The sequence below is a fragment of the Psychrobacter sp. CX90 genome, from assembly GCF_057396305.2.
Window position 1 is genome coordinate 15654 of sequence record NZ_CM182008.1, and the last position, 14206, is coordinate 29859.

At 38.4% G+C, this 14206-nt stretch carries 13 protein-coding genes; 8 read left to right on the forward strand and 5 right to left on the reverse strand.

Annotated features, from left to right (window positions below):
* The first annotated feature begins 133 nt into the window (after positions 1–133).
* From AC2SLN_RS00075 to AC2SLN_RS00090, 4 genes are all read left to right on the forward strand, one after another.
* Complete coding sequence (locus tag AC2SLN_RS00075) at positions 134–2710, forward strand: TIR domain-containing protein (RefSeq protein ID WP_486549019.1); 2577 nt, start codon at positions 134–136, stop codon at positions 2708–2710.
* A 226-nt stretch (positions 2711–2936) separates the two neighbouring features.
* Positions 2937–3392, forward strand: coding sequence for a type II toxin-antitoxin system antitoxin DNA ADP-ribosyl glycohydrolase DarG (gene darG / locus AC2SLN_RS00080; protein WP_486549018.1), 456 nt, complete (start codon positions 2937–2939; stop codon positions 3390–3392).
* A 12-nt stretch (positions 3393–3404) separates the two neighbouring features.
* Positions 3405–3941 (forward strand): hypothetical protein, encoded by a 537-nt coding sequence (locus AC2SLN_RS00085; protein WP_486549017.1) that lies wholly within the window; start codon positions 3405–3407, stop codon positions 3939–3941.
* 54 nt (positions 3942–3995) lie between these two features.
* On the forward strand, positions 3996–6851 hold the full coding sequence (locus tag AC2SLN_RS00090) for a restriction endonuclease (protein ID WP_486549016.1): 2856 nt from the start codon (positions 3996–3998) through the stop codon (positions 6849–6851).
* Positions 6852–6874: 23 nt separating this feature from the next.
* Here AC2SLN_RS00090 and AC2SLN_RS00095 read toward each other — a convergent pair whose 3' ends face one another.
* The 4 genes from AC2SLN_RS00095 to msrA form a co-directional block, all read right to left on the reverse strand.
* On the reverse strand, positions 6875–7522 hold the full coding sequence (locus tag AC2SLN_RS00095) for a hypothetical protein (RefSeq protein ID WP_486549015.1): 648 nt from the start codon (positions 7520–7522) through the stop codon (positions 6875–6877).
* Positions 7503–8498 (reverse strand): D-hexose-6-phosphate mutarotase, encoded by a 996-nt coding sequence (locus AC2SLN_RS00100; RefSeq protein WP_486549014.1) that lies wholly within the window; start codon positions 8496–8498, stop codon positions 7503–7505. The genes AC2SLN_RS00095 and AC2SLN_RS00100 overlap by 20 nt, the downstream gene beginning before the upstream one ends.
* A 12-nt stretch (positions 8499–8510) precedes the next feature.
* Entirely contained in the window at positions 8511–9200 is a 690-nt protein-coding gene (locus AC2SLN_RS00105; RefSeq protein ID WP_486549013.1) for a class I SAM-dependent methyltransferase, read from the reverse strand.
* Between the two features lie 159 nt (positions 9201–9359).
* Positions 9360–9884, reverse strand: coding sequence for a peptide-methionine (S)-S-oxide reductase MsrA (gene msrA, locus AC2SLN_RS00110; RefSeq protein ID WP_486549012.1), 525 nt, complete (start codon positions 9882–9884; stop codon positions 9360–9362).
* Positions 9885–10029: 145 nt separating this feature from the next.
* Between msrA and cmoA the strand changes: the two genes are divergently transcribed.
* Positions 10030–10821 (forward strand): carboxy-S-adenosyl-L-methionine synthase CmoA, encoded by a 792-nt coding sequence (gene cmoA / locus AC2SLN_RS00115; protein WP_486549010.1) that lies wholly within the window; start codon positions 10030–10032, stop codon positions 10819–10821.
* Positions 10822–10930: 109 nt separating this feature from the next.
* Here cmoA and AC2SLN_RS00120 read toward each other — a convergent pair whose 3' ends face one another.
* Positions 10931–11134 (reverse strand): hypothetical protein, encoded by a 204-nt coding sequence (locus AC2SLN_RS00120; RefSeq protein WP_486549009.1) that lies wholly within the window; start codon positions 11132–11134, stop codon positions 10931–10933.
* Positions 11135–11246: 112 nt separating this feature from the next.
* On the opposite strand from AC2SLN_RS00120, the gene AC2SLN_RS00125 reads away from it, so the two are divergent.
* The 3 genes from AC2SLN_RS00125 to cmoB all read left to right on the forward strand — a co-directional run bounded on the left by AC2SLN_RS00125 (position 11247) and on the right by cmoB (position 14124).
* A complete protein-coding gene (locus AC2SLN_RS00125; protein WP_486549008.1) occupies positions 11247–11885 on the forward strand; it encodes a Fe(II)-2OG oxygenase family protein in 639 nt (212 codons plus the stop codon).
* Positions 11882–12832 carry a hypothetical protein gene (locus AC2SLN_RS00130; RefSeq protein ID WP_486549007.1) on the forward strand — a complete coding sequence of 317 codons (951 nt, stop codon included), beginning with the start codon at positions 11882–11884 and terminating at the stop codon, positions 12830–12832. Before AC2SLN_RS00125 ends, AC2SLN_RS00130 begins: the two co-directional genes overlap by 4 nt.
* A 230-nt stretch (positions 12833–13062) precedes the next feature.
* Positions 13063–14124: a tRNA 5-methoxyuridine(34)/uridine 5-oxyacetic acid(34) synthase CmoB gene (gene cmoB, locus AC2SLN_RS00135; protein WP_486549005.1), complete on the forward strand. Its 1062-nt coding sequence runs from the start codon at positions 13063–13065 to the stop codon at positions 14122–14124.
* The last annotated feature ends 82 nt before the right edge of the window (positions 14125–14206 follow it).

Below are 14206 nucleotides of genomic sequence, written 5' to 3' on the forward strand. Positions count from 1 at the left end.
CAAAGTTATTATCTTGGATGGGGCGTTTAGTGATAATGATATTAAAGCCAACACTTTACTACAATTAGAAGATACAGGGCTTGTGGTTGGGTGTGTTTAGTTATTTTACCTGTAAAAAACAAGGGTATATTAGATGACAATTAAATTATTTATTAGTTATGCTCACAAAGATGAAAAATTAAAAGAAGATTTAGAGGAGCATTTATCATCACTTAAACGGCAAGGTGTTATTGAGGCATGGAATGATAGGGAAATAATAGCTGGTCAGAAGTGGGAAAATGAAATAAATAGTAATATTTCTGATGCAGATCTTATTCTTTTATTAATAAGCGCAAGTTTTAATAATTCTGATTATTGTTCAAGTAAAGAAGTTGAACAAGCTATTGAACAACATAATAGAGGTAGTTCGGTTGTCATTCCAGTTATCTTAAGACCTTGTGATTGGAAAGGTCTCCCTTTCTCTGAGTTTCAAGGTCTTCCAAAAGATGGAGTGCCTATTACTAAATGGCAAAATGAGGATGAAGCATGGCTAGATGTGATTGAGGGTTTAAAGAAAACTATAAAGAGTTTTAAAGATAAAAAAAAAGAAGTTCGAATCTCTGAGAATACTGAAGAAACTGTTCTAAACCAAAAGACACTTATATGGTTGGATGATACAGAGGTACAGTTAAATCATAGAAAAGGAGATATAGTAAAACTTCAAGATATATATATACCACCTGACTTAGAAGAATATGAAAATACCTCGGCTAACTTTATCAATAATATAGACGCTTCAAGTTATATTGATAGCAATCAAAACCTTGTAGTGTTTGGTGATAGCCAAATGGGAAAGACATCTCTACTTAAGTTCTACTATAAAAAGCTTATTCATACGCAAAAAGTTATTTATATTGACTTGGGTTTAGAGGTTAACGCTATTTCGGACTATAAAAAAATACTACAAAGAGCTATTAATCAGCAATACAGTAATTTGAAATTTGAGGATCTAGGAGTACAAGAAAGCACAATCCTTCTCGATAACTTCGATAAGACCAAATTTAATAAAAAATCTGTTACGAAGTTTATAGAGTTTATAGAAGAGCTAGGAGTAAGGATTATAGTGACTTCTAATGAGGAGTATGGCTGTATTATAGATGAATACTCTATTTTCGACTCGTTCAAAAAACTTAAAATTATGGGATTGGGTAATAAGAAAAGAGACAATCTAATTACTAGATGGGTAAGTTTGGGGCAGGAAACAACTATTAGTGATAGTGATCTTTATCAACAAGTTGACTATATTACTGATAATATTAACAAGATACTTAAGAAAAATATTGTACCCTCACGTCCTATTTATATAATTATGATTTTACAAATGTTTGAAGCTCAAACAAAAATGGATATTGAGCTTACTTCATATGGGCATTGTTATCAGCAGTTGATTTATAACTCATTAGAAGGAATAAAGATAAAACCAAAAGATTATGGTCTATATTTAAATATTTTAACAGAGTTGGCTTGGTGGGCGTTTACTAGAACGAAACCTATAGCTCTCACGGATATTGATAAGTTTTTTACAAAATATAATGATGAGTATATTGCAGATTTTAACCAAAAAGAAACTTTAGAGAAACTGGTTAAATGTGGCATTTTAACTCAAGATATTAATGGATATGACTTTAGGTATCCTTATTTGTACTATTTTTTTGTAGCAAAGAAAGTTGCAGATAATTGCAATGACAATAAAGAGTATGAAAAATATATTGATGATTTGATAAAAAAGCTTCATAGAGAAGATTATGCAAATATCTTAATTTTTGTTACTCATCATAGCAATAGTAAGGTTGTTTTAAATAAAATTGAAAGATGTTTGAATAGTCAGTACTCGAAGCTTACAGAGGCTACATTGGATAAAGAAGGTCTAAGATTTATAAATGATTTTATATCTGAAATACCTAAGCTTGTAATTGAGCAAAGAGAGATACAATCGGAGAGAGATAAACGTAATGATGATTTAGATAGATTAGAGGCTTTAGAAGCTAGTAATGAAATAGATGTGACTAATGAAATTCTTTCAGATATCAATCGAGTATTTAAATCTATAGAGATTAGCGGTCAAATTATAAAAAGTCGACACTATAATCTTAGGAAAAGCGAATTAAGTGAATTAGCTGTATTTAGTATAGATGCAGGTTTGAGGTTCATAAGCTATTTTTTAGGTATATCTGAGTCTGCTAAGGAATCAGTAGTAAACTTGATTGCTGAGAATGTAACTAACGATCCTAATCTAAGTAATGATGTAATTAGAAAGTATGCTGAAAAATCATATTTGTTTTTAACTTATAGTGTACTTAGTATGGTTATACAGAAAATTTCAAATTCGATTGGAGTTAAAGAGGTAAGTGAAATATACGAGCAAATATCTGAGGATAAAGGTACACCAGCATATAATTTAATTAAGCTGTCAATTGACTTGCATTTTATGAAAAGAATTGATATCAACTTCATAAAGAATATGAAAAATGCATTTAAAGACAATGTAGTTTGTCTTAGATTGATGAAAGAGTTTTTAATTCATCATATTTACATGTTTCCAGTTGATTATCAAGTTAGACAACAGCTTTCTGATATCTTAGATATTCCACTAGATAAACAGAGTAGATTGGAACAGGTTTCGAAAAATAAAAGTGTACTAGATTTTCAGAAATTTAAAATGATTGAATAGGCCACCATGATAACCCTAAATTTTGAACCCAATCTAGACGATCAAACACAAATCATTAATGCCGTGGTAGCGCTATTTAGTGAATAAGCATTTAAGATCAATCTTAGAGGCCACATATTGACAGATTTATCTAATAACAACAAAGCCAACACCTTCGATTTTAATATGCATAGTTTGAGGTTAGAGGTGTGTTTAATAATCAATTAGTAAAATTTGATAGGGTTAAATGATTAAATACGTGAAAGGTAACTTATTAGAGTCAGATGTAGACGCACTTGTTAACGCTGTAAATACGGTAGGCGTAATGGGTAAAGGTATTGCCTTAGCGTTCAAAAAGCAGTTTCCGAAAAACATGCAAGAATACTCAATAGCTTGTAAGGCAGGAGAAGTGCAAACGGGTAAAATGTTTGCGACTAAAACCAATGAGCTGGTCAGTACAAAATGGATAGTCAACTTTCCTACCAAACAACATTGGCGAAGCAAATCACAAATGGTATGGATAGAAGAGGGTTTGCAAGACCTAAAACGCTTTATTATTGAAAATAATATCCAATCAATTGCCATTCCTGCGCTAGGTGCGGGTAACGGTGGTTTAGATTGGCAAGAGGTTAAGCTCAAAATTGAGCTAGTTTTGGGTGATTTAAAGGGTGTTGATGTTTTGGTTTTTGAGCCGTTAGTTTGATAGGAACGTATAATGAGTAGTTGGATGGAGCTAATTAGCTATATTAGTTTTTTAGTAATGGCAGTGGTAATTGGTCTTTTCATTCCTTTTTTTGCAGATGAAATGTACCAGCAATTTAGAGCGAAAAAACTAGCAAAAAAAATAGCAGATAATCAAGATTATGAAAAGTATGATATTGACTTAATACATATTTTATTAAAAGCCAAACGTATTGACAGTAAATATTTGAGGTTTTTAATGTGGCAAGTATTAGGTCATATTCATGAGAGCTTAGAAGATGATAGAAAGCTAGACTATTTCAAAAAAATATATGAAAGGTATGATTCTGATGAAATATACAATAATATCTCACAACCGATATCAGAGCAGATTAAGGCATTAAAAAGAGTTCTGAACGAGTCAGAGCAAACGGTTTTATTGAATCTAGCTTATAATATTAAGATACTTGAAGTAAAGAGTCAGTTTAGTAAAAAACTGAACATGGCTTTAACGATAATTAGTATTTTAGCGACGGTAGGTAGCCTTTTATATCAGTATCTAACTAGTTAGCAACTAAACTAAATTACTCTATAACTCATATAACTATAACAACAGACCCCCACCATGATAACCCTAAACTTCGAACCCAATCTTGACCATCAAACCCAAGCCATCAACGCCGTGGTAGAGCTATTTAACGGACAGCCGTTTCATTTTAATGACAGTGACGACAGCTATACACTGGTTCAGCCCATTGATGAGCAAGCAAATCTTGCAAAAAATAGGGTTAGAAGTGGCGAAAAGAACCGTGGTATTCGTCAGCAGGTTATCAGTCAAACCATTGCCAATCATAGAGTGATAAGCGATGAGCAAGTGCTTGCCAATATTCAAGCCATTCAGCGAGATAATGGCGTTGAGGTATCGACAGCTTTATTTGATGATGTGAACAATGTTAATACCGAAAAAAGCATCAACCACTCCAAATACGGCATTAATGCGTCAATAGAGATGGAGACAGGCACAGGGAAAACCTATGTCTATTTGCGTAGTATCTTTGAGCTGTATCAAAAATACGGCATGCGTAAATTTGTCATTGTCGTACCTTCAGTGGCTATCCGTGAAGGGGTGCTCAAGTCAATTGAGATGACCAAAACCCACTTCGCTAGTCTTTACGATCATACACCTGTGAATGCTAGAGTCTATGACAGCAAAAACTTAAATATCTTACGCGACTTTGCGACCAGCAATCTGCTTCAGATTTTGGTTATCAATATTGATGCCTTTGCCAAAGATGAAAATATCATCAATCAAGTGCGTGAGCGTGGTATTGCGCCTATTGAATATATCCAAGCGTGTCATCCCATTGTCATTGTCGATGAACCACAGAATATGGAGACGGATAAACGTCTTAATGCCATCGCCAGTCTAAATCCACTTATTACGTTGCGTTATTCAGCCACTCACAAATACAGTCGTCATCTGCTTTATAGTCTAAACCCTGTCAAAGCGTATGAAGCTGGTCTGGTAAAACAAATCGAAGTCGATTCGATCATGGCAAATGACAAGTTTAACGAAGCCTATATCGAACTGTTAGAAATTACCCCTAAAAAAACCAAAATCACTGCAAAAATCAACGTCTATGCCAATGTAAAAGGTGTGATAAAAAAGAAAACGATTAGCGTCAGTGACAATGATGACCTGTATAAAAAGACAGAGCGTGAGATTTATAGCAATGGCTATGTGATTACAGGTATCAACGCATCTGAAGGATATATTGAATTTGCCAATGGTAGCATCATACAGGCAGGGCAACAGCTGGGCGGTATGAATGACAGTGTCATGCGTTATCAGATTGAGCGTACCATTGAAGCGCATTTAGATAAGCAAAGACAACTGCTGGATAAAGGTATTAAAGTGCTGTCTTTGTTGTTTATCGATCGAGTCGATAATTACTTAATTAATACCGCACAGGGTTATGAGCGTTCAGGCAAGTTTGCGTTATGGTTTGAAGCATTGTATCAACAAATATTAGACAAGCCTAAATATAAAGAGCTCAAACAACAGCTTACTGGTTTGTATCAAGGCGGTGTCAGTGATATTCATAACGGCTACTTTTCAGTGGATAGTAAAGGGCGTGCTAAAGATACATCAGGTGCTACCCAAGCTGATGACGATACCTATAGCTTGATTATGAAAGACAAGGAAAAGCTACTCGGGTTATCAAACCCTTTACAATTTATCTTTAGTCACTCAGCATTAAAAGAGGGCTGGGATAACCCGAATGTATTCCAGATATGTACCCTTAATGAAACTAAATCTGGTATGAAAAAGCGCCAAGAAATTGGACGTGGACTGCGCTTGTGTGTGGGTGCAGATGGTAACCGTATTTATGACAAACAAGTCAATGTACTAACCGTTATTGCCAATGAAAGTTATGAAGACTTTGCCAAAAATTTACAGAATGAAATAGCAGAAGATTATGGTATTGAGTTTAATGGCACAAAAAACATGGCGCAAAAGCGTGAGGTCAAATATCGAAAAGGCTTTATGCTAGATGATAACTTTAAAGCCATATGGGATAAGATTAAACAAAAAACCCAATATCAAGTACGCTTTGATAGTGATGCCTTAATTGAAGCTGTTGCCAATCAATTACAAGATATGGAAGCGGTTGAAGCGCCCCACGTGAGTGCTGTTAAAAAACGTCTAATCATGAGTGGCGATGGTATAGACAGTCGTATGGTCTCGGTAAATAGCCAAGTGGCAAGCTATCAGACTGATAGGGATGACTCTGAAAACAGCCATCAAAGTCAGACACTATGGGCGTTGCCAAATGTGCTGACCTATTTAGCCCGTCATACTAAACTGACCCGCCATACATTGGTTAAAATTCTCGCTAAAAGTGGACGAACGGCAGATTTATTTGTTAATCCGCAACTGTTTTTAGATAGAGTAGTACAAATTATCAAACAGCAACAAGCCAACTTAATGGTGGCAGGGGTGGAATACCGTAAAAGTGGTCAAACGTATTCGCAAACATTACTTGCTAATTTGGTTCAACAAACGACGGCTGTCTATGCTAGTGACCATCACTTTGAGGTAGACAATCCCAATAAAACGATTATAGAAAACCTGATACCGTTAGATTCGAACACTGAGCATCAATTTGCGCAAGATTGCGAAAGTATGCCTACGGTACGTTTTTATTTTAAACTGCCCAATTGGTTTAAGATTGACACACCAGTCGGTACTTACAATCCCGACTGGGCAGTGGTCAAAGAAGATGAAAATGAAGTCAGCCAGTTGTATTTTGTTGCTGAAACCAAAAATACAGGTGGCAAGAGTGCAGGTGGGCATAGCGTCGATATCAGTAAATTACCATTAGCACAGCAACAGAAAATCCATTGTGGGCAAGCGCATTTTAATGTGCTAGATAATGAGGTGAATTATAAAGTTGTTGAGACGGTAGCGCAGTTGTAGGGTTAAGGCTTAGCCTAGCCGAGCTAATCCCCAAACCACCCTGTCATCTTCTGTAAAAACCCCTTAGCCTGTTGCGTCTTATTTTTCGTAGGAAACGCTGATTCTAACGCTTCACAAGTGGGATATTTCTCTTGTAGCTTCCTGAGATAATATGCCTCATCATTATCCATAAAGCCATCTAACAGACCCACACCTGTAGGGTCATCATGACGACAACTCTCGTTTTCTCTATTCCATCCGTAGTGTTTGGTCACAGGCTCGCTAACAGAAATAATATTGTTATTGCAGGTTAAAAGTGCAAAATTTTCAATGGTATAAATATTTTTATCGTCTCCACCTTCTGCATCATATGCTAGACCAATAATTAAACTGTCATCATGCAGGCGGTCTAACGGTAGTCTGGTTTGCCAACCATCGATGGATTGAAATAAAGACAACCAGTCAAAGGGACGAAAGACAAACTTAGACTTATCCACTGTTAATATAAGGAAGGTTGTTTGATTATCGGGTATCGAAGAGATAGATTGAGTATCTGACGTATTTAGTCTACCTATAAACACATCATGAGGCGATGCAGGTAAGCAGGCTTGTGCGATAGAGCTTAGCGAAAGTAGGGCGATACCGACTGTCGAGGGTAACAACGAATGTGTTTTATTGGTTGTAGGCTTCATTATATGTATTCCGCTGTATTTTGACAGACATATTATGCACCTCTCCAGCCTCTAATGTCACCGCATCCAAATGGGCATTGGCAGTCTCAATACATAGCATCCGCTGATAGTCATCTTCGGCAAACTGAGACACTTTTTTTGCGGTCTCAATCCAAGGGTTCCAAACAACCGTGCTATTGCTACCCTCGGCATGAAGATGATAAGTCTGCGCTGGCGTGTTTAAAGTAATATCTGGAGCGCTGTGATAAATACGATCTACTTCGCTTGCAAATGTGATATTACCTTCCTGAGTTTTGGTATGCCAGTGATCTAAGGTATCGCTATAAGGTATGCCGCCAAAGCCAGTAATCGACGTTTGCTTAATATCTTCAGTCGGCAGATAAGTATGCAGTGCCTGAGAAAAGTGAACAGTCTCATCACTATTATTTTGAGTGATCAAGGTAATGGCAAAGCCTTGCTGACTAAAATTAAACTGCACTTTTAAATCAAGATGTGGGGTCATTGTGGCAGACTGCTGCAAATTCAAAATCAGCTGTGAAGTCTCCCCTAGTGTTTCAAGAATTGCGCTTTTATCGGTTTCGTCTTTAATACCTGTTGTGTTAATCTTAACCGATGGCTGAAAGCTATCAAGCATAAAGGGCTGCACCCGGGCATAGCCGTGTTGAGTTAAGTCGAGGAGGCAGTATTTAAAGCTGTCTTTTACCGTTTGTGGATTGGCATCAAACTGCCCAAACACTGGCCAACATATCGGCACACCGCCCCGCACCGACTCGCCCAATTTGTACTCAGCATTCTCACTAACCCAAAGCCAATTGTCAGATAAATCATGAACGTTATGTGGTTGTCTATCGTCACTGGACGTCATAAAATGAATCAGCTGTGCGCCTTGTAATAAAACCACTGCTCGAAAGCCATTGCCATGAACAGTAAAGGTGTCCAGCTGACCTATTTTATTGTGATTTAAAATGGCGGACATACAGGCAATCCCTTATTTGTTAATAAGCGCATACGCCAAACGGTAGCCTGAATTGCCAGCAGCAGATACCACGTCAGACCTTTCTCGCACTAAAATCTCGATACGATACTGTTCTCCATAATACGCATTGAGCATATCATCGGTAATGATAAAAGGAGGCGTCGTCCGCTTCAGCTCTTTTTCAAGTAGCTCATCATCATAGGAAAAGGTTAATAAAAACTGGTTAGCACCGCCACTAAGATGAATCAACTGCTCGGTATAGCGGGTACGTAAAAAGTCTGGCGCAAAGTCAGGCAAGGCAACCAATGCGCCACGGTCATAGATGGCATCTACTTTCTCAATATCGGTAGGGTTCAAGTCAAAAATGTCGCCCACCCATATTTTGATATTCTTGCCGTTATATTGGCCTTGGTAAAGGGCTAAATTAGGGGTAGTGGGGTGCGCTGTTACAGTCGCTTTAATATCGTTTTCTTTAAAAAAATGGGCCACTGCTGATTCTACCAACTCAACCCCAACTACATGATAACCTTGACGGGCAAACCAAACCATATCGATGCTTTTACCACACAAAGGCACAAAAACACGCCCATTCTTAGGCGTGTTTAAGGCATCAAAATTATGCGTTAACATAAAGTTGGGTTTGTTTTGAGTAAATCCAGTATTACCGTTCTGCCAAGCATCCTGCCAAAATTGCGCTTCCATAATCGTCCATCATCTCAAAGTTTAAAGTCAAATACCCTTAAAAAGGGTACAAAGCTGAGCGAGCTTAACGCTGTGACACTTTAAAAGTATTTGACTATAGTTAATAAAAAAAGGTCTCAGTTCTAACTATAGCAGAATTTGACGGTGGTTATGAACGCCCTATTTCATATACTGTTTAAACTCTTTACGCAGCTTACCCAGTTTAGGTGGGATAACCGCTTGGCAATAGCCTTGGGTTGGGTTCTTATTAAAATAGTCTTGATGATAGTCTTCTGCTGCATAGAACTCATGCACAGGATGTACCTCAGTGACCACATTTAGACCCAGCTCATCCCGCAGCTTACCAATGACTCGGTCGATGGTCGGTTTTTGTTTTTCTTCATCGGTATAAAACACCACTGAGCGATATTGGCTGCCAACATCATTACCTTGGCGGTCAAGAGTGGTGGGGTCGTGAGTGGCAAAAAAGATGTCCAATATGACTTCTAAAGGCACGACAGACTCATCAAAATCGATTCGTACCACTTCGATATGCCCCGTTTCTCCCGTACACACATCTTTATAATTGGCCGAGGCTTCATCACCGCCCATATAGCCCGAGGTTACTTTTTCGACCCCTTTTACCGATTGAAAGACAGATTCGGTGCACCAGAAGCAACCGCCACCTAATACTAATGTTTGCATAATTTATCCTTAAAATAAAACGTCAATTAATTATCTTGTTGTGACTAAATTTTAGCAGGGCATTGCAGTGATATAAGTAACAAACAGTAATGATATAATACAATGTGTTCAAAATTAACAACGCTAAATGAATAAGAGAATATCGATGTCAAATACTGGGAACCACCAATCGTCTATCATTTACGACAACGTCTTCACCACACCCCTAGACAAAGCCGCTCGGTTCTCTTTCGACGAGCAAGTGGTGGCGTGCTTTCCCGATATGATACGCCGCAGTGTTCCCGGTTACGGGCAAATGCTCGCCATGTTGCCCATATTTGCAAAACGTCATTGTCAGTTTGGGCAGACCAATGATGACGGGCAGCGTGTCAGCCGTGTATATGATTTGGGCTGTTCGTTGGGCGGTGCAACGATGGCATTGCTCAATGACACTGGCGGATTTGCCCCAGACGAATTGCAAATTAAAGCGGTGGACATCTCTCCTGCCATGACCAAAAAAGCAGCAATGCTTCTCCACGACAACTATCCTGAACATGACATCGACGTCATTACCGCAGACATCCGCGAGCTTAAGTTTGAGCCTTGCGACATGGTGATACTCAACCTGACCTTGCAATTTTTACCGCCTGAAGATAGAACGCAAGTGCTACAAGCCGTCTATGACGCCCTAAATGACGGCGGTATTTTGGTACTTACTGAAAAAAATCATACTGGCGATGAGCAAGACGACGCTTGGCTGGTTGAGCGCTATTATGACTTCAAACGTGCCAATGGCTATAGCGAGCTTGAGATTAGCGGCAAACGCAATGCCTTAGAAAACGTGCTCATCACCGATACCTTAGTCCAGCATCATCAGCGTCTGGCAAAAGTGGGCTTTCATCGTAGTCTAACGTGGTTTCAGTTTTTAAACTTCGCGTCTATTGTGGCCTTTAAATAGGAGCTGAACCTTAATAAGCATTGTCGTAGCGTGTGGTGTAGCGAAGCGAAACCCACGAAGTTTAAGTTACTTATCCTAGTTCAAGTTACGTGTCCTAGTTTAAGTTTAGCTATAGAGTTAGGTTTTTACAGAGCTGATCTCGCTTTTCACTACTATCTTGGTTTGCACTGTGGCGTGCGCTAATGGTCTGTGCCGTTCCTGCTACCACGATACCGCCACTTACCAAGCGCACGCACCACAGCGCTTCACCAAGTATATCCGCTACAATCGAGGCTAAACCGCACCCCGAGGCGACTATTGCTATGGTAAGCAAGTATTATAAATCTGTTAGGTTTAAGGCTGTAGTTATACCCCAGTATTATTTAACGCAAAAATTTTATTTGGTTAGGCTAAAAGTTTTAGCCTTGTGTTAGAGGTATTTAATAATGTTGGAAGAGCTCAATAAGAAAGGTTTTATTCTAATGTCGAGTAATGCGAGTCAAACCATACTTGATGTAGCTGGAAGCATAGGAAATGTTTATAAAACTCCTACGATGCCTTTAGTTCAGACACTAACTCCAAAACTAAAAGATGCCAAATTAATCAATACATATAGTGGTAATTTTGGTGTTGAAGAATTTCCTTTTCATACGGATTTAGCTCATTGGTATGTACCACCAAGATACTTTATGTTGAGATGTGTTATACCTGTCGATAATGTTTATACTAAACTGATTGATAGTAAAGTCTTATGTCATACAATTGAAGCTAGTTTATTTAATAGAGCACATTTTAAGCCAAGGAAAAAACTAGATAGAGTTGCTAATATTTTAAAATTAAAGCAAGACTCTTTATTTAGATGGGATTCGATATTTATTAAAGCGGTTAATAAACCTGCTGAAGAACTAAGTCATTTAATTAATAATCGGCTAAACAATATCGAAAGTCTGAAGTTTAACTTAAATGAAGAGGGCAAATGTATATTGATTGATAACTGGCGGATGCTTCATTCTAGAAGCGCAGTTACTCAAGAGTCAATGAATAGAAAGATTGAAAGGGTTTATTTTGAGGAGGTAGTATTTTGAATGCTAAAAGAACAGTTCATGTATGGTCTAAGGAATCCCTGTTTTCAAAGTCTCAGCGTTATATAGAAAAAATGATGGAGAAAACCCCATCTGATTGGGAGTTTGGGTTTTGGTCAGCACTAGCATTAGAGATGTTGGTTAGAGCCTCCATATCAAATATATCGCCCACTTTGGTTGCCGATGGTAAAGATTGGAATAGTATACTTTATGCAGTAGGTAAAGAACCCAATCAAAGTAGATTTATACCAAAGTCTGCGACTATTTCTGATTTACTAAAAAGAGCAGAGGAGTTATTTCCTGATTTTACCAAAGAAATGCTAAATTTTAGTATTATTCACATGAATAATAGAAATAGTGAGATACATTCAGGAGCAATACCCTTTGATGATGTTGGCTCATCAACATGGTTGCCAAGGTTTTATTCTGTGTGTAAGGTTTTAGTAGAAGGTCTGGGTGAAAGTCTTGAAACGCTATTTGGTAAAGAAGGAGCTGAGGAGGCGCATCTTCAGATTACAGCTTTACTAGATGATAATGCAAAAACAGTTAAAAATACTATAAATGCGCATAGAGTCATTTGGAATGACAAGGATGAAGATGAGAAGACTAAGCTAGCTAAGCAAGCTGAACTATTAGCTACTCGACAGCAAGGACATAGAGTAAAGTGCCCTGCTTGTGAAAGTGACGCTTTAATACAAGGTAGTTCTAGTCGAGCTCCCCAGACTAGTCTAACGGAAGATGGGATTTCTGAAAAGCAGTCAATGCTTCCTACCAGCTTCGAGTGCACAGCTTGTGGACTAAAAATATTAGGCTTGTCAAAGCTTGTTGCCTGTGGCTTAGGTGATGCATATATATCAACTAGATATTATGATGCCGTAGAGTATTTTGATATAGATATTGAAGGTGAATTTGAAGCTTCGATTTACGAAGATAACAATGAGCCGTGGTAATAGTTAAATTGTTGAAATGATGCCTGCTTCTGCCGAGGGACGAGGCACGGACATAGCTATTAAAGAAACGCCTAATGATGACTCGCATATTTCTCCCCTCTGACGGAACGACGATACCGAGGCTATGCTTTTTTAGTCTTGCATTTTTACTGTTATTATTAGAAATTTAGCCATTACTATACTATATTTTATAATAGCCATCTTACATTCAAAGACATAATGACCTACCTATGACAAACCAAACCATCGCCACTGCCGAACGTGAGCTCTATCTTGCCTTGATAGGACGAGCAAAATATCGTCCTATTGCCAACGAATGGTTGGCACACCTGCCAAAATGGCTCAGCGATATCAAAGACAAGCGTCGATATGCGCATTCCCCTGCTTATTTGTCTTCTGTTGAAAATCTCCCGCAAATCGATGTCCAAAGTGTTAATTTAAACAGTGATGTGTTAACCATTGATGCTGAGTTGCCCGTCGGACAAGGTAAGCAGATACAGGCATTGATGAAACAATTGATGCCGTGGCGCAAAGGGCCGTTTCAAATTGGGTCAGGTAAGAATAAGGTTTTTATAGACACCGAATGGCACAGTGACTGGAAATGGCAGCGTATTGCGCCTCATATTGGTACGCTTGAAGGGCGTTATGTGCTGGATGTGGGCGGAGGTTCTGGATATCACGGTTGGCGTATGGCAGGGGCAGGGGCGAAGCAAGTGGTTATCGTTGACCCATCTTGCTTGTTTTATCATCAATTTATGGCGATTCGCCATTTTGTCGGTGGTTTTGATGCGGACAAGGATATTGACAAGACTGGGGTAGGGTATCGTACCCATTATATTCCAGTCGGGTTAGAGGACTTGCCAGCCAGCTCCGACCAAGGCAATCAGTTATTTGATACGGTGTTTTGTATGGGAGTGCTATATCATCGTCAATCGCCTTTTGAGCACCTCAATCAGCTAAAAAATCAGCTGATTAAAGGTGGACAATTGGTATTAGAAACCTTAGTAGTTGAAGGAGATAAAAATACGGTATTAGTACCGCATGACCGCTATGCCAAAATGAACAATGTGTACTTCATTCCGTCAGTTGATCCCTTGATAGGCTGGCTTGAGAAGGTTGGGTTTAGTGATGTGACATGTGTCGATGTTGATGTAACGTCCGTCGATGAACAACGGGCAACGGAGTGGATGACTTATCAATCGCTGAAAGACTTTTTAGACCCGAATGATTCGACTAAAACAGTGGAAGGCTATCCTGCACCAATGCGAGCAACCTTGATTGCCACTAAATAAGCATCATGCATTACAAGCGTCATTCATTTGACTTTTATGAGTATCACTTATGCAAAGTGTAAGTAACTATAACTACATAGAG